At 60.5% G+C, this 19,570-nt stretch carries 18 protein-coding genes; 8 read left to right on the forward strand and 10 right to left on the reverse strand.

Annotation, left to right across the window (positions count from 1 at the left end; all coding sequences use genetic code 11):
- Positions 1-174: 174 nt before the first annotated feature.
- The 6 genes from argC to V8P77_RS23530 all read right to left on the reverse strand — a co-directional run bounded on the left by argC (position 175) and on the right by V8P77_RS23530 (position 5,996).
- Positions 175-1,107 (reverse strand): N-acetyl-gamma-glutamyl-phosphate reductase, encoded by a 933-nt coding sequence (argC, locus tag V8P77_RS23505; RefSeq protein WP_335914486.1) that lies wholly within the window; start codon positions 1,105-1,107, stop codon positions 175-177.
- A 60-nt stretch (positions 1,108-1,167) separates the two neighbouring features.
- Complete coding sequence (gene speB, locus V8P77_RS23510; RefSeq protein WP_335914487.1) at positions 1,168-2,130, reverse strand: agmatinase; 963 nt, start codon at positions 2,128-2,130, stop codon at positions 1,168-1,170.
- A gap of 222 nt (positions 2,131-2,352) precedes the next feature.
- Positions 2,353-3,540 carry a CmlA/FloR family chloramphenicol efflux MFS transporter gene (gene cml / locus V8P77_RS23515; protein WP_335914488.1) on the reverse strand — a complete coding sequence of 396 codons (1,188 nt, stop codon included), beginning with the start codon at positions 3,538-3,540 and terminating at the stop codon, positions 2,353-2,355.
- Positions 3,541-3,848: 308 nt separating this feature from the next.
- Positions 3,849-4,316, reverse strand: coding sequence for a 30S ribosomal protein S9 (gene rpsI / locus V8P77_RS23520; protein ID WP_335914489.1), 468 nt, complete (start codon positions 4,314-4,316; stop codon positions 3,849-3,851).
- Between the two features lies 1 nt (position 4,317).
- On the reverse strand, positions 4,318-4,782 hold the full coding sequence (gene rplM, locus V8P77_RS23525; protein ID WP_003558420.1) for a 50S ribosomal protein L13: 465 nt from the start codon (positions 4,780-4,782) through the stop codon (positions 4,318-4,320).
- A 314-nt stretch (positions 4,783-5,096) separates the two neighbouring features.
- Positions 5,097-5,996 carry a LysR family transcriptional regulator gene (locus tag V8P77_RS23530; protein WP_335914490.1) on the reverse strand — a complete coding sequence of 300 codons (900 nt, stop codon included), beginning with the start codon at positions 5,994-5,996 and terminating at the stop codon, positions 5,097-5,099.
- A 73-nt stretch (positions 5,997-6,069) separates the two neighbouring features.
- Here V8P77_RS23530 and V8P77_RS23535 point away from each other — a divergent pair, with 73 nt between their 5' ends.
- A complete protein-coding gene (locus tag V8P77_RS23535; RefSeq protein WP_003547308.1) occupies positions 6,070-6,300 on the forward strand; it encodes a DUF1127 domain-containing protein in 231 nt (76 codons plus the stop codon).
- Positions 6,301-6,395: 95 nt separating this feature from the next.
- Positions 6,396-7,223, forward strand: a complete 828-nt coding sequence (locus V8P77_RS23540) for an enoyl-CoA hydratase (protein ID WP_335914491.1) — start codon at positions 6,396-6,398, stop codon at positions 7,221-7,223.
- Between the two features lie 50 nt (positions 7,224-7,273).
- On the opposite strand, the gene V8P77_RS23545 is transcribed toward V8P77_RS23540, so the two are convergent.
- Together V8P77_RS23545 and V8P77_RS23550 are read right to left on the reverse strand one after the other, a co-directional pair.
- Positions 7,274-8,110: an EamA family transporter gene (locus V8P77_RS23545; RefSeq protein ID WP_025394077.1), complete on the reverse strand. Its 837-nt coding sequence runs from the start codon at positions 8,108-8,110 to the stop codon at positions 7,274-7,276.
- Between the two features lie 478 nt (positions 8,111-8,588).
- Positions 8,589-8,912: a hypothetical protein gene (locus V8P77_RS23550; protein ID WP_026236908.1), complete on the reverse strand. Its 324-nt coding sequence runs from the start codon at positions 8,910-8,912 to the stop codon at positions 8,589-8,591.
- A gap of 138 nt (positions 8,913-9,050) precedes the next feature.
- Here V8P77_RS23550 and V8P77_RS23555 point away from each other — a divergent pair, with 138 nt between their 5' ends.
- The 4 genes from V8P77_RS23555 (at position 9,051) to V8P77_RS23570 (ending at position 13,644) form a co-directional block, all read left to right on the forward strand.
- Positions 9,051-9,479, forward strand: a complete 429-nt coding sequence (locus V8P77_RS23555) for a CoA-binding protein (protein ID WP_335914492.1) — start codon at positions 9,051-9,053, stop codon at positions 9,477-9,479.
- Positions 9,480-9,596: 117 nt separating this feature from the next.
- On the forward strand, positions 9,597-10,880 hold the full coding sequence (locus V8P77_RS23560) for an O-acetylhomoserine aminocarboxypropyltransferase (RefSeq protein WP_335914493.1): 1,284 nt from the start codon (positions 9,597-9,599) through the stop codon (positions 10,878-10,880).
- Positions 10,881-10,903: 23 nt separating this feature from the next.
- Positions 10,904-11,248 (forward strand): cupin domain-containing protein, encoded by a 345-nt coding sequence (locus tag V8P77_RS23565; protein ID WP_335914494.1) that lies wholly within the window; start codon positions 10,904-10,906, stop codon positions 11,246-11,248.
- A gap of 266 nt (positions 11,249-11,514) precedes the next feature.
- Positions 11,515-13,644 (forward strand): bifunctional diguanylate cyclase/phosphodiesterase, encoded by a 2,130-nt coding sequence (locus tag V8P77_RS23570; RefSeq protein ID WP_335914495.1) that lies wholly within the window; start codon positions 11,515-11,517, stop codon positions 13,642-13,644.
- A gap of 346 nt (positions 13,645-13,990) precedes the next feature.
- On the opposite strand, the gene V8P77_RS23575 is transcribed toward V8P77_RS23570, so the two are convergent.
- Both V8P77_RS23575 and V8P77_RS23580 read right to left on the reverse strand, forming a co-directional pair.
- The gene (locus V8P77_RS23575) at positions 13,991-15,235 is read right to left on the reverse strand and encodes a cytochrome P450 (protein WP_335914496.1); all 1,245 of its coding nucleotides are present in this window, start codon (positions 15,233-15,235) and stop codon (positions 13,991-13,993) included.
- A 58-nt stretch (positions 15,236-15,293) separates the two neighbouring features.
- A complete protein-coding gene (locus V8P77_RS23580) occupies positions 15,294-16,547 on the reverse strand; it encodes a sensor domain-containing diguanylate cyclase (protein ID WP_335914497.1) in 1,254 nt (417 codons plus the stop codon).
- A 437-nt stretch (positions 16,548-16,984) separates the two neighbouring features.
- Here V8P77_RS23580 and clpP point away from each other — a divergent pair, with 437 nt between their 5' ends.
- Positions 16,985-17,620 carry an ATP-dependent Clp endopeptidase proteolytic subunit ClpP gene (gene clpP, locus V8P77_RS23585; RefSeq protein WP_335914498.1) on the forward strand — a complete coding sequence of 212 codons (636 nt, stop codon included), beginning with the start codon at positions 16,985-16,987 and terminating at the stop codon, positions 17,618-17,620.
- A gap of 296 nt (positions 17,621-17,916) precedes the next feature.
- Positions 17,917-19,194 (forward strand): ATP-dependent Clp protease ATP-binding subunit ClpX, encoded by a 1,278-nt coding sequence (clpX, locus tag V8P77_RS23590; RefSeq protein ID WP_003547337.1) that lies wholly within the window; start codon positions 17,917-17,919, stop codon positions 19,192-19,194.
- The last annotated feature ends 376 nt before the right edge of the window (positions 19,195-19,570 follow it).

Here is a 19,570-nt window from a genome sequence, read left to right on the forward strand (position 1 = left end):
CTCCGTGATTCGGGATGGGCAGCGAGGAAGGATCCGGTTTCATAGCCCAATCGACATCGATGATCGAGCGCCAAAGCGATGCTGCGGCCGCCGATGCAAGCGGCCGCGGAAAGACCATGATGAAGAGATCGATACAAACTCGAACGGCACCACGTTGATGCCGTCGTCTGCGCCTTACGAGGCGAGCATCAAGTCCATGTTCTGGACGGCGGCGCCCGATGCGCCCTTGCCGAGATTGTCGAGCAACGCCACGAGGTTCACCTGCGAAGCACCTGCGGTGCCGAAGACGAAGAGCTTCATCGTGTCCTTGCCTTCGAGTTCGACGGCGTTGACGCGGGGTAGGGTCTTGCTTTCGGCCAATGGCACGACACTGACGATATCCTGGCCGGCATAATGGGCGACGAGGGCAGCATGGATGCTCTCCATCGTCGTGCCCTCGGCGAGATCGTCGAGATGCAGCGGCACCTGCACGATCATGCCCTGCGCGAACTTGCCGACCGACGGCGAGAAGATCGGCGCGCGGTCGAGCAAACCGTGCACTGTCATCTCGGGCACGTGTTTGTGGGTGAGCGGCAGGCCGTAGAGGAAATGCGGTGCGGTGATCGTATCGGGGTGATCCGGGTTTTCCATCTGCGCGATCATCTGCTTGCCGCCGCCGGTATAGCCGGAGACCGCATTGACCGTAACCGGATAGCCGTCCGGTAGAATGCCGGCGGCGCGCAACGGCCGGATGAGGCCGATCGCTCCGGTGGGATAGCAGCCGGGATTGGCGACGAAACGGGCGGCAGCGATCTTGTCGGCCTGCTGCTTGTCCATTTCGGCAAAACCATAGGCCCAGCCGGGATTGACGCGGAAGGCGGTCGAGGTGTCGATGACGCGCACATTGTTGTTGGCCGAAACCATCTGAACCGCTTCCTTCGACGCATCGTCGGGCAGGCAGAGAATGGCGATGTCGGCGCCGTTCAGCATGTCCTGGCGCATGGCGGCGTTGCGCCGCTCGGCTTCTGGGATGGACAGAAGCTCGACATCGCGGCGGCCGGCCATGCGCGTGCGGATCTGCAGACCCGTCGTGCCGTGTTCGCCGTCGATGAAGATTTTCGGTGCCATGTTAAACCTGCGCTTTCAATAGGTTCTGAAGGTTTCCGGATTCAGTTTGAGGATGATAGGTCAGCCTTGTGACACGGCGATGGCGCGTCGCTCCGCATGAAGCCCCAGCATATACATCGCCACCGTTGCCCCCGCAATGGCGGTGATATCGGCATGATCGTAGGGCGGCGATACCTCGACGACGTCGGCGCCGCGGATATCGAGCTGGTGCAGACGCTGCAGCACCGAAAGCATCTTGGCGCTCGATGGTCCGCCTGAAACCGGCGTGCCGGTGCCCGGCGCAAAGGCCGGATCGAGGCAATCGATATCGAAGGTGAGATAGGCCGGCGCCCCGCGCGTATGGGAGATGATTGCCGAGGCGATATCGCTGGCACTCATCTCCTCGACCTGGTGACCGTAGAGAATATTGACGCCGCAATCCTCCGGCGCATGGGTGCGGATGCCGATCTGAATGGAGCGGTCGGGATCGATAATGCCCTCGCGGGCGGCGCGTGCCACGAAAGAACCATGGTCGATGCGGCGCTCCTCGTCGAACCAGGTGTCCTGGTGCGCGTCGAACTGCACGAGCGCCAGCGGCCCATGTTTTGCCACATGGGCTTTCAGCAGCGGCCAGGTGACGTAGTGATCGCCGCCGAGCGTCAGCAGGAAGGCGCCGCTGTCGAGGATGACATTCGCCTGGCGTTCGATGGCGGCCGGCGTGTCCTGATGATTGCCATAGTCGAGCAGGCAATCGCCGTAGTCGATCACGGCCATTTCGGCGAAGAGATCGCGGTTGAAGGGATATTGCGCATCATTGTCGAAGATCGCCGAGGCGCGCCGGATCGCCTGCGGCCCGAACCGCGTGCCCGGCCTGTTCGATGTCGCGGCATCGAAGGGAATGCCCCAGACGGCGACGTCGACGCCGGCGAGCTCCTTGGTGAAGCGGCGGCGCATGAAGGACAGCGCGCCGGCAAAAGTCGGGTCGCTGGCGGCAGAGGTGAGGCTGGTCGCCGTGAAGGCGTGGTCAATCGATCTGTTCGCCAAATCGTGCTCCTTTTTCGGTCGCAAAATCATAGTCGCGTTCGATACGGACGCTGCATTGCAGGATCGCCGTTCGACACCGAGCGTCGGGCGGCGGGTCTCTCGCGAAGGAATTGGCCGATCCGCCGCGCGCAGAAAGGGGTAGGCGAGGTGAGGACGGATTTCAAGCAATCGTTCGGACGACGGCCGCTCGTTATCGTCGAGCGACCGTCATTTGTCCGCTGCCTATCTGGCCGGCTCCCGCAGGCACCACAATCCAGCCAACGTCGTCAGCGCGGTCGCTGAGACATAGCCCGCGAGCGGCCAGGCGCTGTCGCCGCCGAGTAGAATCACGAAGAAGGTTCCGGCAAAGCCGACGATGATGCTCGCGACGCAGGAATAGAGCGCGACCGCCGTCCCTGCCGTGTCGCCAAATGCGTCGAGGGCGCCGTTGGCGGTGACCGCCGTCGCAACGACGATGCCGATCGCGATGATCCACATCGGCACGACGAAGCTGACGAGGGTAGGCTGCAGAAACAGCTGTCCAAAGGCGAGCAGCACGGCGCCGAGAAGCAGCATTGCCATGCCTCTGGCAAGGCTGCCTGCAATGCCCCATCGCATGACGAAACGCCTGGCGAAACGCGCCGTCACGATCATCACCAGCGCCACCGTGGCAAAGGTGAAGCTGAAGGCGATGCCGGAAAAACCCGCTTTGTCGATCAGGATACGGGGTGCCGTCGAGAAGAAGACGAAGAAGGCGCCCATCGCCGTGCTGAAGCCGCCCGTATAAACCCAGAAGGGAAGGCTTGTAAGGATCGGGCCGAGAGCGATCTTCGCGGTGACGGCAGGGCGGGTTTCGTGCCATCGCATGCCGGCGTTGTAAAGGGCGGCAACCGAAAGGAGGCCGATGACGAGGAAGATGGCGCGCCAGCCGAAGCGATCCGCGATCAAGGCTCCGATGATCGGGCCGAGCGCGGGTACGAAGGAGAGGATGGAGCCGAGAAGACTATAGATCGTACTGCTTTCGGGACGCCCGGCGTAGACGTCACGCACTGTTGCGAAAGTTGCGACGAGGGTAGCCGACGCGCCGACTGCCTGCAGCAATCTCAAGACCACGAAGATCGGCGCCGACGAGGAGCCGGCAAGCAGGAAGGATGAAGCCGCAAAGAGTGCAGCACCTCCAAGCAGGACAGGCCGTCGTCCGACAATATCGGAAATTGGGCCGAAGACGATCTGGCCGACACCGAGCACGAGCATGTAGAGGCTGAGGGTCAGTTGGATGACCGCCGGCGAAGTGCCGAGCGCCTCCGGCATGACCGGCACGATCGGCAGATAGATATCCATGGCGAGCGAGGCCAGGATGTCGAAGAGTGCCATCAGCAGCAAGGCTGCCGGCAGGGGATAGGTCCATTGCTGGATTTTGGGATAAGACATGGGAAGAACCCGCTCAAATGATTTCATTCGGCGGCGACCTGTCTCTTCATCAGTATCGGGATTGACCGGACAGACGCCGCAACAACAGGGCAGAGTTGTTGCGGCCTATTCGTCTGCGGACTTGGTTGTTCCCATGATGCGACCCTGACTGCGGCTTCGCTCATTTCCGAAGCGCTTTGCCAAGCTTCTACCAGCAGAGCTGGAATGCGACAATGGCGCGCCGGCACGCTTCCGATTTGTTTAAACAGCGCAAAACAAAAAAAGGCCGGGTTGCCCCGGCCTTCGTAAATTCCGTCTGTCCGAAGCGATTAACGCTTGGAGAACTGGAACGAGCGGCGGGCCTTTGCCTTGCCGTACTTCTTGCGTTCGACGACGCGGCTGTCGCGAGTCAGGAAGCCGCCCTTCTTCAGCACCGCGCGCAAGCCCGGTTCGAAGTAGGTGAGCGCCTTGGACACGCCATGGCGAACGGCACCGGCCTGGCCGGAGAGGCCGCCGCCGGCAACGGTTGCGACGATGTCGAACTGGCCGTCACGGGCAGCCGCAACGATCGGCTGGCGCAGGATCATCTGCAGCACCGGACGTGCGAAATATTCCGCGAATTCCTTGCCGTTGACGGTGATCTTGCCGGAGCCCGGTTTGACCCAGACGCGGGCAACAGCGTTCTTGCGCTTGCCGGTCGCGTAGGAGCGGCCGAGCGAATCGACCTTGCGGACGTGGGCCGGAGCAGCAGCTTCGGAAACCATGCCGAGATCCTTCAGGGAGGAGAGGTCAGCCATATCAGGCGCTCCTTACGTTCTTTTTGTTGAGCGCGGCGACGTCGAGGGCGACCGGCTGCTGGGCTTCATGGGGATGGTTGGAGCCGGCGTAAACGCGCAGGTTCTTCATCTGGCGACGGCCGAGCGGGCCCCGCGGAACCATGCGTTCGACGGCCTTTTCGAGGACGCGCTCCGGGAAGCGGCCTTCGATGATCTGGCGTGCGCTGCGTTCCTTGATGCCGCCGGCATAACCGGTGTGCCAGTAGTAGACCTTGTCGGAATACTTCTTGCCGGTGAAGACGACCTTTTCGGCATTGATGACGATGACGTTATCGCCGTCGTCAACGTGAGGCGTGAAGGTTGCCTTGTGCTTGCCGCGCAGGCGCATAGCGATGATGGAAGCGAGACGGCCAACGACCAGCCCTTCGGCGTCGATGATCACCCACTTCTTCTCCACCTCTGCAGGCTTCTGGGAGAAGGTTGCCATAGTGAATACTCTCTTTTGGGACCCTTGGCCCGAGGGCTTGAAGGGCGTTTCTTGTTGCTTGGATTGGCAGGCTTTAGGCACGCCAAAAAGAAAGCCGCCCGGACAGGCTGCGTTCTGGGGCGGTGTATAAAGGCAATGTGACACTGGGTCAATATCGACATTCCGAAGGTTTGGAAAAATTTTGAAGCAAAAACAAATACTTATGTATGTGGTATTTTGATACCACATATTTCTGTGGTCGCGAACTGCTGCGTCTGACGTTTTTCACGTCGTCTCTGCCCGTTTGAAATCGCGTCCCCGGTCGAAAGCAGCTCTCAGCCTTTGAACGCGCGCAGGCATTTCATCATTTCGCGAAGGCCGCGTGTCAGATGTTTGTCCCGGCGCAGAACCATGCCGAGGCGGCGCGTGAGCCGCGGGTTCAGCGATGAAGTCGTCACCAGGCCGGCGCGGTCGCGCTTCAGCGCCAGCCCCGGCAGGATCGACCAGCCAAGCCCCACGGCCACCAGCTCCTTGATCGCCTCGATGCTGCCGAACTCCATCGCAGGTCGGATCCTGGTATCCGGTGCAGCCAGCCACGCGTCGATTGCCCGCCTGGTATTGCCGCCCTCATAAAGCAGCAGCGTCCTGTCGCGCATGAAGGCCGCGTTCGGTCCGCCTTCGGGCATCAGGCTGCCCGCAGGAGCGACGGCTAGCAATTCCTCCTCGTAGAACGGCTCGATCTCGAAGTTGCGTCCCGATGCCGGCAGGGCGACGACGGCGATGTCGAGGCTGTTGGCTTCCAGATCACGCAGAATGTCGTCGGCATCGCCGATGCGCACGGTGATTTCGAGGCCGGGCATGGATTTTCTGGCAACAGCGATGGCGCGAGGAAGCAGATGGATCGATGCCGTGCCGCCGCTGCCGATGCGCACACGGCCGCTGGCGCCATCTCTGTACGGCATCATCGCTTCTTCCGCGGCGGCCGATTCCTGAAGCAGTCGCCTTGCATGCACGAGCAGGTCGAGGCCTGCCGCGGTCGGCTGCGCCCGCCGCCCGACACGCTCGATTAGCCGGACGCCGAGCCGCTGTTCGAGCCCCTTCACCTGCAGGCTGACGGCCGGTTGCGTCAGGCCTTCCTTGTCGGCCGCAGCCGTGAAGCTTCCGAGATCGGCGACATTGACGAAGGCGGCAAGCTGATCGAGGTGGAGAGGCATACAAAAGAAATCCTTATGCATATCATAATATCCATAAGCTTCTTTTGCAGCATCTTCCAGCGCATCTTTCATCCGTTGAAGAAAGGAAGAAGAGATGGCCCTGGAATTAAGCGGGATCCTTGACACACCTCGCGATATCGTTCGGTCGAGACTTCACGGCATGGCGCGCTGGAGCCTGCGGCTGCTGATGACGATCGAGCATCACCTCGAAAAGCGCCGCAGCCGCCGCACGCTTTTGGAACTCACCGACGACGAGCTTTGCGATGTCGGTCTGACCCGTGCGCAGGCAAGCGCTGAGACATCGAAGTCGTGGTTCTGGTCCTGACGGCAACGGTCTCTGCGGGGAGTGCGGATCCTGCTCGAAATTTCCGGCGCCTTGTGGCAAAACGTCTGCCTGGAATCGAGCGCAGGGAGAGCATCATGGCCGAAATCGTATCCTTCCGGAAGGACGCCGGAGCGGAAGAGGGCGGCATGCTGACCCGCTCGCTGCGCGACGGCGTGCTGCGGCTCGTGCTCAACAACCCACCGGCCAATGTGCTTTCGATCGCGCTTCTCGAAGCGCTGCTGGAGGAGCTCGAGACGGCCGGGGCGGAGCCGGATGTGCGCGTCGTCGTCATCGCCTCGACCGGCAATGTCTTTTCCGCCGGGCATGATCTCAAGGAACTCACCGCCCATCGCGCCGATGAAGATCAGGGGGTCGATTTCTTCGAAAGATCCTTCCGGCTTTGCGCCGATTTGATGCTGAAGATCGCGCATCTGCCGAAGCCTGTCATCGCCGAGATCGACGGGCTTGCAACGGCTGCGGGCTGCCAGCTCGTTGCTTCCTGCGATCTGGCGATCTGCACGGACAGTTCGATATTCTGCACCCCGGGCGTCAACATCGGCCTGTTCTGTTCGACGCCGATGGTAGCCGTTTCCCGTGCCGCGCACCGCAAGCAGGCGATGGAGATGCTGCTGACCGGTGAGACGATCGACGCCTCGACCGCCAAGGATTTCGGCCTCGTCAACCGCATCGTGCCGAAGCAGTATCTGGCGCAGGTGGTTTCCAAATATGCGGCAGTGATCGCCAGCAAGTCGCCGCTGACGCTGAAGATCGGCAAGGAAGCCTTCAACCGGCAGCTCGAACTGCCGGTGGAGGCGGCATATGATTATACCGCCAGGGTAATGGTCGAGAACATGTTGACTGAGGATGCGCAGGAAGGGATCGGCGCCTTCCTCGGCAAGCGCAAGCCGGAATGGAAGGGTTAGAGCCTTTCCTGGTCAGAATGCTGCAATCTGACCAGGAAAGGCTCTAGTGATCACGCCAGTTTCAGAATCAGCCCGCCGAGCGCGATGACGACGCCGGCGATGTAGCGCCAGATGCTGGCTTTTTCCTTGAAGACGGTGATCGAGATCACCAGCGCAAAGAGGATCGCAGTTTCGCGCAAGGCCGCGACGGTCGCGACGGGGGCTTTTGTCATCGCCCAGAGCGCCAGCCCGTAGGAAGCGATCGAGCCGGCGCCGCCGATGAGGCCGCGCCACCAATTGCGGCGAACGTGACGCACCACGGCGAAAGCGCCGCGCTGGGACGCTGCCCAGGAAAACAGCAGGACCGGCGGCAGCAGCGACATCCACAAAGTGTAGGAAACCGCATTGCCGGAGATGCGTGCGCCGATTCCGTCAACATAGGTGTAGCTGGCGATGACGCAGGCATTGGCAAGCGAGAGGACGACAGCGCGGCTGCTGCCGCGCCGCGCCTCCAGGGCGAGTGTCAGCACGCCGGCCGAGATCGTTATTGTGCCGGCAAGGGCGCCGCCGGATAGATTTTCCTGGAGAATAAAACCGCTTGTCGCGGCGATCAGCAGCGGTGCGCAGCCACGCATCAGCGGATAGACGAGGCCGATGTCGCCGGCCCGGTAGGCAGCGGCGACCAATTGAAAATAAGCAAATTGCAGGATGGCCGAGGCACCGATGAACGGCCAGGCCGAGGCGTGCGGCAACGGCAGGAATGCAAGGAACGGCAGCGCCGAAACCGCGCCGCCGGCCGAGATCAATGCCGCATCGAGGGATTTGTCGCTTCCGGCCTTGACGATGGCGTTCCATGTCGCGTGCAGTAGTGCGCCGAAGAGAACAAGCAGGATGACGTCGAGAGGCAAGGGAGTGAATCCGGAGAGGATGAGAGGAAGCGGAATACGCCTCGCCTTCGGCGTTTCAAATTCCTGAAAAGACAACTGAGATTTGCACGAAAATGCGCGGTGGCGGTCGCTTATGCGTTCAGATGTCGAATAGCATCCTTTCAGGATGCGAACAATGGCGGTCCATTTGAGCAATTTTTACGTGCGCGCGACATGCGTTCAATCCAGCGCGATCCTTTCAACTATGAGATGTTTCTAATGGATACAGGAACAAAGCACGGAGCTATCACGAACAAAAAGAGAAAACATCTGCAGGAATTCGGGAGCTGATTATTCTATGCTGCTGAAATATAGATATTATTCTATAACTTCGACATAGGGGAAAATTAAAGCTCCTGATTGTGCAATCGTTACGAAATCGCAGCGCGGCATTGATCCTCAAACCTTTCGCAAACGGGAAAGCGTGCAGTTTCTGCGTCTGCCACGGCGGCGAAAAACATCAGAGTTGATGGTGCGGAACGAAGAGCATCCCGTCAAGGTTGTCGATGTTCTGACAGTTCAGCACCTGGCAGCGGGGAGTGTCTTTCGAAGGGATATGCGTCCATTCCGCATAATCGGTCGCGTCGCAATAATTGCTGTTGCGGACATAGCGGTCGTAGAGCGGCAAGCCACGGGGAGACTGGTAGCGGAAGATGACGGCGCCCTGATTGTGAATGGCGGCGCGCACGCTGGCACAGCTCATGGTGAGCGGATTGTAGCGCGAGATCGCCAGCGCCGGCGATGCGGCGAGCACGAGCATGAGGGCAAGAGCGATTTTTTTCATCGAATCATCCTCAACGAGTATCCAGTTCATATATACGGGCCAATTCATATATACGGAAAAGACACGCAGCCGGTTTCACGGAAACGCAAAAAAACGTGCCGGCCGTGCCGAAGGGCTTTCGGGAGTGGAGAAGCGGACATGGATCACGATGCCTATACGGATGATTACCTCGCCGGCATCCTGCAGTCGGTAAAGACCATCGCGCTGATCGGCGCTTCGCCCAATCCGGCCCGGCCGAGCAACGGCGTCATGGGCTATCTGCTGTCGCGCGGCTACGAGGTCATTCCTGTCAATCCGGGGCAGGCGGGCAAACTGATCCAGGGCCGCACCGTCTATGCTCGGCTCGCCGACATTCCCGTGCCGATCGACATGGTCGACGTCTTTCGCGCTTCCGAATATCTGGGTGGGGTCGTAGAGGAGGCGCTGGCGCTGAGGCCGCTGCCGAAGATCATCTGGTCTCAACTTGGTGTGCGCGACGATGCGGCTGCGGCAAAGGCGGAGGCCGCCGGCGTCCAGGTGGTGATGAACCGCTGCCCGGCGATCGAGTATCCTCGTCTTATTGCCTGAGTTGCGGTCCGCTGAGACGGATTTTCCACCGAACGCCCATGGGTTGAAATGGATCGCGATTAACTTTCGCAAGCGACCGGCTATGATCCTGCCCGTCAGCAACAACTGGAGGACGACATGGCCAAGAACGATCCGGGATTCAACACGTTGGCGATCCATGCCGGTGCCCAGCCCGACCCGGCGACGGGCGCGCGGATAACGCCGATCTACCAGACGACCGCTTTCGTCTTCAATGATTCCGATCATGCTGCCGCCCTCTTCGGTCTGCAGGCCTTCGGCAACATCTATACCCGCATCATGAACCCGACACAGGCCGTGCTCGAGGAGCGCGTCGCAGCGCTCGAGGGCGGCACGGCGGCCCTTGCCGTCGCCTCCGGCCATGCGGCGCAGATGATCGTCTTCCACACCATCATGCGCCCCGGCGAGAATTTCATCGCCGCCAACAGGCTCTATGGCGGCTCGATCAACCAGTTCGGCCATGCCTTCGAGAATTTCGGCTGGCAGGTGCGCTGGGCCGACCCCGCCGATCCGACAAGCTTCGAAAGCCAGATCGATGACAAGACGCGCGGCATCTTCATCGAAAGCCTGGCCAATCCCGGCGGCACCTTCGTCGATATCGCCGCCATTGCCGACGTCGCGCATCGCCACGGCCTGCCGCTGATCGTCGACAATACGATGGCAACACCCTATTTCATCCGTCCGATCGAGCACGGCGCCGACATCGTCGTGCATTCGCTGACGAAGTTTCTCGGCGGCCACGGCAATTCCATGGGCGGCCTCATCGTCGACGGCGGCACCTTCGACTGGTCGAAATCCGGCAATTACCCGATGTTGTCGAGCCCGCGGCCGGAATATAACGGCATGGTCCTGCACGCGACTTTCGGCAATTTCGCCTTCGCGATCGCTGCCCGCGTGCTCGGCTTGCGCGATCTCGGGCCGGCGATCTCGCCCTTCAATGCTTTCCTGATCCTGACAGGCATCGAGACGCTGCCGCTCAGGATGCAGCGCCACAGCGACAATGCGATCGCCGTCGCGAAATGGCTGAAGGCGCACAGCAAGATCGCCTGGGTGAATTATGCCGGCCTCGACGACGACCCGAACCATGCCCTGCAGCAGCGCTACTCGCCGAAGGGCGCCGGCTCCGTCTTCACCTTCGGCGTCAAGGGCGGCTATGAGGCGGGCAAGACGCTGGTCGAGGGGCTGGAGCTCTTCTCCCATCTTGCCAATATCGGCGACACCCGTTCGCTCGTCATCCATCCGGCCTCGACGACGCACCGGCAGTTGACCGACGAGCAGAAGATCGCTGCCGGCGCGGGGCCCGACGTGGTGCGGCTTTCCGTGGGCATCGAGGACGTCAAGGACATCATCGCCGATCTCGAACAGGCGCTCTCGAAGATCTGAGATCAGAGGGATTGACGGTAACCATGACAAACTACCTCAATTTCAGCATCGACGGCGTCGAACCCGAGTTCGGCGCCCCAGAGGCAGACCGGATCATTTCCGGCGACCCACACTTCCGCACCTGGAACCTGGAGGAGGCCGAAGGCGGCCTCTATTCCGGCATCTGGGAGGCGACGCCGGGCAAGTGGCGGATCGCCTACGGGGAATGGGAATATTTCAGTCTGCTGTCCGGCCATTCGATCGTGACGGAGGATGGCGGTGAGCCGGTTCATCTGAAGGCGGGCGACCGGATGATCCTCAGACCCGGCTTCAAGGGAACGTGGGAAGTCGTTGAAACGACTCGCAAGGATTATGTGATCAAGGTTTGAGCACGCGCCGGCAATCGGGTGCGAACGATGCCGGATCTGTCCGGTTTTCGGCTTCACCTTTTGCCGTCACGGATGCAGTGATGAACCAAGACTGCAAACAGGCAAGGCGGTGCTGCGGCCTTTGTGCCGGATCGAATGTTTTTAACCAATCCCATTAATCGTGCCTACATCGACACATGCTAAGCCTTATCTGCAGCGCATTGCGGACATGATGTCTCCTGCGGTCTCACAGACATGGCCTTGCAATTAATCATTCCGGAATTGGCATGTCGTCGAATCTTGCAGGTAGGTACGTTCGAACCCAGACGTCTTCCATCATCGCGACAACGGTCTTTTTCCTTGTCGTCGCCCTCGTGCTGACCGGCCTGATGGCACATGTCGTCGTCACAATGACCCGCTCAGTGAACGAGATCGACGATGCCAGGGCCAGTCGCGCCGCCCGTGCGGCGGTCGCTGCCTTTGTGGGTCGCTTGAGCGGGACAACGACGGACAATGCCATATGGGACGATGCCTATAGTGCTGTCTCATCTCCGGCCGCTGCGGATTGGGCCTATGAGAATTGGGGAAAAACCAGCGAGGATTATGCGCTTTATGACGGCGCGATCGTAACCGGCCCTGACCGGTCTTCGATCGTCTCGGCCTATGCCAAAGGCAAGCCCTTCCAGCCGGGCACGTTTTTTGGCGGCGTCTTTTATCAGCAGATCAATGCGGCTGCAGCTCCGGCGAAGGCGCCGGTGGTCAATTTCATCAAGACCGAAAGCGGTATAGCGCTGATCGCCTCGCAGGCGATCCAGCCTTTCGATGACGCCCCCAAGCTTCCGAAGTTCAGCGTGCTGAGTTTCTACAAGGAGTTTACGTCGGAGGTTCTCGATACGCTTTCCAATGACCACGAACTCGAGGGGCTGAGCCTCGAGACGACGCCCAAGCCGGAATCCCTGAACACGCCGATCACCGACGTGAATGGAACCGTCATCGGCTATCTCGTCTGGCCCAGCAAAGCGCCGGGAAGCGCCGTGTTTGATCAGGTCTACCCCTATGTTGCAGCCGCTATCGTGATCCTCACGCTGTTCCTGATCGGCGTTTTGCTGGTTGGTGCATCCGAAGCGCGGCGCTTGCGCCAATTGGCACAAGCAGCGCTTTTCGAAGCCGAACACGATAGCCTGAGCGGCCTGTTGAACAGACATGGGCTTCTCAACCTGCTGGAAGAGCTGGAAAATTCGGCCTCTTCGCCACCTCGGCTTTATCTGGTCGACCTTGATGGCTTCAAGGCCGTCAATGATGCCTGGGGGCATGCGGTGGGGGACGACTTGATCCGGCTGGTCTCGAAGGCGCTGACGGCTTGCCACCCCGAAATCATTGCCGCAGCGCGGCTCGGGGGCGACGAATTTGCGCTGGTGCACGTCGGTTCTGCCACGTGCGGAGATATGGAAAAGAGGATTCTGGCGCTGTTTGCCGAGCCCTTCAAAATCGACGGTCGAACGATCGAAGTTGGCGCAAGCATCGGAGCTGCTGCTCGCGACGAAGACGTCCCGCCCTTGGAGCTTCTCCGCAGAGCCGACATGGCCCTCTATCGTGCCAAGGCAAATGGCAAAGGCCAGGCGATCGAATACGACCCCGAATTGGACCGGGAACGCATACGGATCGCCGAACTTGAAGGCCTGTTGAAGAATGCCATCAGCAGTGGCGCAATCGAAGCCGTTTTCCAACCTCTCGTCTCCGCTTCGACCGGCGCTGTGACTGGTCTTGAAGCACTGGCGCGCTGGCGAACTGCAACGGGAAACATCAGCCCGGAGATTTTCATCCCTCTTGCCGAGAGGTGCGGCCTCATCGATGCGCTCGGCGTTCATATGCTGAGAACATCGATCGAGCACGCCAAGAGCTGGCCCGATCTGGCATTGTCGGTGAACGTTTCGCCAATCCAGCTCTGCAATCCGGAATTTGCCGCCGAAGTGATCTCTGTCCTGCAGGAGCTCGATTTCAATCCCAACCGCCTGACATTGGAGATCACCGAAGGCGTTCTGATGACAAATCCGGACCAGGCCCGGCGGTCGATAGACCAGCTCAAGCGCGTCGGCATAAAGTTTGCTCTTGATGATTTTGGCTGCGGCTATGCCAGCATCGGTGCATTGCGGCAGTTTGGGTTTGATCGCATGAAGATCGACCGTTCACTCGTGTCGGCCCTCGACGAAGGCGCAAATGGCGCTGATGTTCTCCGGGCAACCATCTCGCTCGCGACCGCGCTACGAATTCCCGTTACCGCGGAAGGTATCGAGACTACCCGCCAGGCGGCGATCTTGCGCGACGCCGGCTGCGATCAGCTTCAAGGCTATCTGATGGGAAAACCCATGTCGGCACACGACATATCCAGCAAGCTGGAAGAAGAGTCAGCCGCGTGATGCCGCCAACATCGTGGCATAGGCTCGGTATTGACGGATCGTTATCGGCGGCGACCGTATTTCCATTGGATAGTTTTCGGCTGTGGGCTGCTTTTTCTAGCGGCTCTGCTCGCCGCTACGATTTCCATGGTTGGGGGCGCGGCGGTCGCCTTCCGGACCTTCGGCTTCGGCTTCCTCTACGGGTAAAGAATGGGATCCGGTCGCGCAGCAATCCGCTGGCGTTCTGATCAGCCTCGGCATCGCCGTCTCGTCACCGAAATGGCGCCGCGCTGGCTGCGCGGACCGATCGGTGGCGCGATCGAACTGCTCGCCTGCATTCCAGACATTGCCCAGCTCAGAGGACGGATCACCATTGCAGATCCAGCCGATCCAGCCCGTGGAAATGGTAGACGTCCTTGACCACCGGCGTCTTCGCCAGCCTCAGGCCGGCAAGCCGTTCGAACAGGATCGGCAGCACGACGTTGAGCTCCAGCCGCGCCAGCGGCGCGCCAATGCAGAAATGGATGCCGGCGCCGAAGGAGAGGTTTGCCGCCTCGTTGCGGTCGGGCTTGAAGGTGAGGGGATCGGTGAATTTCGCCGGATCGAGATTGGCGGCGGCGAGGATTAGGCTGACCTTGTCGCCGCGCTTGAAGGAGACTCCGTCGATTTCGGCCGGCTCCAGGGCCCAGCGCTGGAAGATGTGGACAGGCGCGCAGATGCGCAGGGTTTCCTCGACGGTGCGCTCCGTCGTTGCCTCGTCCCGGAAGAGTTTCGCCGGATCGCAGCCGCTGTCGAGGATAGTGCGCACGGAGTTGCCGATCTGGTGCACGGTCGCCTCATGCCCGGCATTGAGCAGCACGATCGTCGTCGAGACGAGCTCCTCCTCGGTCAGATACTGGCCCTTATGCTCGGTATGGATCATGTGGGTCAGCAGGTCGTCGCGCGGTTCGGCACGGCGTTCCGTGATGACCGTCTTGACGTAGTCGGAAAATTCCTTGGCCGCCCGTTCGGCCTCTTCCTCCTGCTCGCGCGTACGGCCGAACATGTACATGCGGACATAGGCGTGCGACCAGGCGAGCAGCTGCGGCCCCATCTCCTCGGGAATGCCGATCATCCGCGCGATCATCGTCACCGGGATGATGTCGGCAAAGGCCGAGAGCAGCTCGACCTCACGCCTCTCCGCGAAGCCGTCGATCAGCCGGTTGGCGAGTTCGGCAAGATCCGGTTTCATCTTCTCGACATGACGGGACACGAAGGCGCGGTTGACGAGCGTGCGGAGCCGCGTGTGCTCCGGCGGTTCGAGTTCGAGCAGGGAATAACGTTCCGAGAGATCGAAACTGGCAAGATGCGGCATCGGCTCGGCAAGGCAGAGCTCCTCTCGGCTGGCGATATGCAGGATCTGCCGGCCGAAGCGCCGGTCGCGCAGCAGTCCGTTCACATGGTCGTAACCTGTGAAGAACCACTGCTTCTGCTCGCTCCAGTAGAAGGTCGGGCAATGGGCGTGAAGTGCGGCATAGACGGCATTTGGGTTGCCGTAGAAGGCCGGGTTGCGGCCATCTAGCGAGACATGGCGGCTGGCGCGGTCGATTGAGAGAAAGGATGGGATCATCATGCTCCGAGGCTTAGCGGATTTGCCGGACCTCGGAAAGATGCGGGGCAGGGATCTCGGACTACCCGGCCCGCGACAGCGTGCCCATGCGTCTGAGCGCTTCGACCTGATCGTCGACCGTCGGTACGAGTTCGCCGGCAGTGCTGTTCGGCGTGGCTGGTGCAGGGGCTGCGGCCTCCGCTTCGCCGAAGGTGACCGTGCAGTTGCGGCCGGCGGCCTTCGCCGCATAGAGCGCCCGGTCGGCGGCCGAGATCAGCTTGTCGATATTGGCTTCGATCGAGGAGGCAAGCGCGATACCGATGCTGACTGTGACCGGAACGATCGCTTCGCCGGTGCTGACGGGAAGACGGCAGAATTCGGTGCGGATCGCTTCGGCGATCGCCTCGGCTTCCGTCTGGTCCGCGACGGTGGCGAATGCGGCGAATTCCTCGCCGCCCATGCGGCCGAAGATGTTGTTCGGAATATACTGGCGGGCCATGCGCGCAAAGGCGGTCAGCACGGCATCGCCGGACTGGTGGCCGAAATGGTCGTTGACGCGCTTGAAATGGTCGAGATCGAAGAGAATGACCGCAACCTGGCGCTGCTCGTTATGAGCTCTCTCCTGAATGCCGTCGAAATAGCCGAGCAGGCCACGGCGGTTGAGCACGCCGGTCAGCGAGTCGGTCAGGGTGAGGGCCCGCAGGTGTCGTTCGGAGCGCTCCATGATCAGCCGGCAGGTGAACGCGAAAGCGATGGTCAGCAGGAAGGCGGTGGCCATGGCGGAAGCGCCGCCGAGATTTGTCGCCTCGACATCGCTTGGCATCGTCAATGCCATCGTCAGCGCCGAGCCGAAGCACAGGCAGCCCTGGAGGACGAACACACCCATCAGCTTGATGCGGGTAGGCTCACGGCGCATGTCGCCGGCGGCGACCGCCATGGCGAGTGCCGTCGCACCCGTCGCCGAAGCAAGGTTGTAGAGCACCACCCGGTTTGAATAATCGCTGTTGACCCAGGGCAGGAAGACACCGGCGAGCCAGATTGCCGGCGGCAGCAGTGCCCACCATTCGATCCGCTTGCGGTCGAGTGCCAGAAAACCTGCCACCCAGGCGCTCTGGCCGAGCAGGGCGATGGCATTGCCCGCCTCTGTGGAAAGCACGCTGGGGATTTCGCCGCGCAACGCGATCATCGCAAAGCCAATGCCGGTCAGCAGGAAGCCCAAGCCCCAATAGAGATAGGCCTCGTTCCTGACGTTGTGGCGCCAGGCGACGAACAGCACCAAAGCGAGCGTCATGGCCTCGGAACACCAGATGGCGAGACCTGTAGCAATACTGAACACGGCAGCGACCCCTTGTCTGTCCGTTCACATCCTTGCCGAGGAAGCTCGCCACTTCCTTAATGTCGCTGCGCTGCGGCATTGTTTCAGGCCGATATCTGCCGATAGGCTTTCCGTTGGGTAAACGTGTATGAGCACAGTCGAATAGAGTAAGCCTTCCTTCATCCTGTCATGGAGAAAAGCCGGGGAGACCGTAGCCAAGGTCTCCCCGTTAACAGGCGTTTGAGGGAAAGAGGCTCAATGCATGTCGCCCGGAAGTGTGCAGCGGTTCCGGGATAACGACATGCATGAAAAGAAGGAGCTTAGCCGCCTGGCCCCGTCTTCTTAACGTTATCCTCATGCGTGTCTTGAAGAGGAGGGCCGGGACACTCTATGTAGGGGTAAGACATTTTTTCTTTGATTCCCGGCGCCGGCCGGCGAGACGTTGACAAAGGACGCACATGAGAAACCCAGTCGATACCGCAATGGCCCTGGTTCCGATGGTCGTGGAACAGACCAACCGCGGTGAACGCTCCTACGACATCTATTCCCGCCTGTTGAAGGAACGCATCATCTTCCTGACAGGTACTGTCGAGGACCATATGGCGACGCTCGTCTGCGCCCAGCTGCTTTTCCTCGAGGCCGAAAACCCGAAGAAGGAAATCGCCCTCTACATCAATTCGCCCGGTGGCGTCGTCACCGCCGGCATGGCGATCTACGATACGATGCAGTTCATCAAGCCCGCGGTTTCGACACTCTGCATCGGCCAGGCTGCGTCCATGGGCTCGCTGCTGCTGGCGGCCGGCCACAAGGACATGCGCTTTGCCACGCCGAATTCCCGCATCATGGTGCACCAGCCTTCGGGCGGCTTCCAGGGCCAGGCTTCGGACATCGAGCGTCATGCCCGCGACATCCTCAAGATGAAGCGCCGCCTGAACGAGGTCTACGTCAAGCACACGGGCCGGACCTATGAGGAAGTTGAAAAGACGCTCGATCGTGACCATTTCATGGATGCGGACGAAGCCCAGAGCTGGGGCGTGATCGACAAGGTTCTGACGTCGCGCCTCGAAATGGAAGGCGAGCAGGCTAGTAATTAATAGGGATGGTGTTTTCCTCGCCACAGTTCTATCCCATTTGTGATTGAACAAGGGCTTTCATCCGGCGACGAAGACGCTAATAGTAACTATTAATGCTATGTTGAATTTTTATGACATAGCATTCGGCATTCGAAGGGGAATTCGTTGCCGCCGGGGCCAGGACATGATTGGTTGGCTCCGGTTCGTAGCCCCTGAAGCCCTTCTCGGCAAAGGCTCCGGAAACGGAGTGCCGCCAGGAGCTGATAGAGTGGACCGCGATTTCGCCTTGAAATGCGGCGTGCTGGAAGGAAAGTGATATGAGCAAGGTCAGCGGCAGCAACGGCGGCGACTCCAAGAACACTCTTTATTGTTCGTTCTGCGGAAAGAGCCAGCACGAAGTCCGGAAACTGATTGCCGGACCGACCGTCTTCATCTGCGATGAATGCGTCGAATTGTGCATGGACATCATCCGTGAGGAAAACAAGTCCTCGATGGTCAAGTCCCGCGACGGCGTTCCGACGCCCCAGGACATCATCAAGGTCCTCGACGAATATGTCATCGGCCAGCGGCAGGCGAAGAAGATCCTGTCGGTTGCCGTTCACAACCATTACAAGCGCCTGGCGCACGCCTCCAAGAACGGCGAAGTCGAGCTGGCGAAGTCGAACATCATGCTCGTCGGTCCGACCGGCTGCGGCAAGACCTATCTTGCTCAGACGCTCGCGCGCATCATCGACGTTCCCTTCACCATGGCCGATGCGACGACGCTGACCGAGGCCGGTTATGTCGGCGAGGATGTCGAAAACATCATCCTGAAGCTGCTGCAGTCGGCCGACTATAACGTCGAGCGTGCACAGCGCGGCATCGTCTACATCGACGAAGTCGACAAGATTTCGCGCAAGTCCGACAACCCGTCGATTACCCGTGACGTCTCGGGCGAGGGCGTGCAGCAGGCGCTGCTGAAGATCATGGAAGGCACGGTCGCTTCCGTTCCGCCGCAGGGCGGCCGCAAGCACCCGCAGCAGGAATTCCTCCAGGTCGACACGACGAACATCCTGTTCATCTGCGGCGGCGCTTTTGCCGGCCTCGACAAGATCATCTCTGCCCGTGGCGAGAAGACCTCGATCGGCTTTGGCGCTAGCGTCAAGTCGCAGGATGACCGCCGCGTCGGCGAGGTTCTGCGCGAACTGGAGCCTGAAGATCTGGTCAAGTTCGGCCTGATCCCTGAGTTCATCGGCCGCTTGCCGGTTCTGGCGACGCTCGAGGACCTCGACGAGGACGCGCTGATCCAGATCCTGTCCGAGCCGAAGAACGCGCTGATCAAGCAGTATCAGCGCCTGTTCGAGATGGAAGACGTGGAGCTGAACTTCCACGAGGACGCTCTTCGCGAAATCGCCCGCAAGGCGATCGTGCGCAAGACCGGCGCCCGCGGCCTTCGCTCGATCATGGAGAAGATCCTGCTCGACACGATGTTCGAACTGCCGACCCTGGAAGGCGTGCGCGAGGTCGTCATCTCCGAGGAAGTGGTGCGCGGTTCGGCCCGTCCGCTTTACATCTATGCCGATCGCCAGGAAGAAAAAGCCAACGCTTCGGCGTGACCTTTGCGGTTTTCGCGTGATTATTTTGGGGGCTTGCCATAGGCAGGCCCCTTTCTATTTGAAAAAACATGCGAGGCGCTGTTAGTATTTGCCCGGGGGAACGAAATTGCCTTTGCCGATGTTGCGCAAGGGATCGTGCTTGGCAATGATGCAATGATTCCGTAAGCCTCTTGCTGGCGTTTGTATTTTAGCCGGGTCGGAAGTGGTAAGCGCCGGTCCAGCCACGCGCTTCATAGTGTTGGTGTTCCGTTGTAATAAAGCTGTCACATCCGAGGGACGCGGGCGTTAGCGTGGCTTGAAAAGCGTAGTCAGAACCTCCACTTGTAGCAACAAGTGAGAGTGCCGGCCGGTCCCAAGCGGCCGCGCAGAGAGCCCG

Source organism: Rhizobium aouanii (assembly GCF_037002925.1).
In the GTDB taxonomy this organism is placed as follows: Bacteria; Pseudomonadota; Alphaproteobacteria; order Rhizobiales; family Rhizobiaceae; genus Rhizobium; species Rhizobium aouanii.

Bases quoted from the DNA above. Each gene is read 5' to 3' on its own strand.
- argC (WP_335914486.1), bottom strand. From the start codon at position 1,107: ATGGCACCGAAAATCTTCATCGACGGCGAACACGGCACGACGGGTCTG.
- cml (WP_335914488.1), bottom strand. From the start codon at position 3,540: ATGTCTTATCCCAAAATCCAGCAATGGACCTATCCCCTGCCGGCAGCC.
- rpsI (WP_335914489.1), bottom strand. From the start codon at position 4,316: ATGGCTGACCTCTCCTCCCTGAAGGATCTCGGCATGGTTTCCGAAGCT.
- rplM (WP_003558420.1), bottom strand. From the start codon at position 4,782: ATGGCAACCTTCTCCCAGAAGCCTGCAGAGGTGGAGAAGAAGTGGGTG.
- V8P77_RS23530 (WP_335914490.1), bottom strand. From the start codon at position 5,996: ATGCATAAGGATTTCTTTTGTATGCCTCTCCACCTCGATCAGCTTGCC.
- V8P77_RS23535 (WP_003547308.1), top strand. From the start codon at position 6,070: ATGGCCCTGGAATTAAGCGGGATCCTTGACACACCTCGCGATATCGTT.
- V8P77_RS23540 (WP_335914491.1), top strand. From the start codon at position 6,396: ATGGCCGAAATCGTATCCTTCCGGAAGGACGCCGGAGCGGAAGAGGGC.
- V8P77_RS23550 (WP_026236908.1), bottom strand. From the start codon at position 8,912: ATGAAAAAAATCGCTCTTGCCCTCATGCTCGTGCTCGCCGCATCGCCG.
- V8P77_RS23555 (WP_335914492.1), top strand. From the start codon at position 9,051: ATGGATCACGATGCCTATACGGATGATTACCTCGCCGGCATCCTGCAG.
- V8P77_RS23560 (WP_335914493.1), top strand. From the start codon at position 9,597: ATGGCCAAGAACGATCCGGGATTCAACACGTTGGCGATCCATGCCGGT.
- V8P77_RS23565 (WP_335914494.1), top strand. From the start codon at position 10,904: ATGACAAACTACCTCAATTTCAGCATCGACGGCGTCGAACCCGAGTTC.
- V8P77_RS23570 (WP_335914495.1), top strand. From the start codon at position 11,515: ATGTCGTCGAATCTTGCAGGTAGGTACGTTCGAACCCAGACGTCTTCC.
- V8P77_RS23575 (WP_335914496.1), bottom strand. From the start codon at position 15,235: ATGATGATCCCATCCTTTCTCTCAATCGACCGCGCCAGCCGCCATGTC.
- clpP (WP_335914498.1), top strand. From the start codon at position 16,985: ATGAGAAACCCAGTCGATACCGCAATGGCCCTGGTTCCGATGGTCGTG.
- clpX (WP_003547337.1), top strand. From the start codon at position 17,917: ATGAGCAAGGTCAGCGGCAGCAACGGCGGCGACTCCAAGAACACTCTT.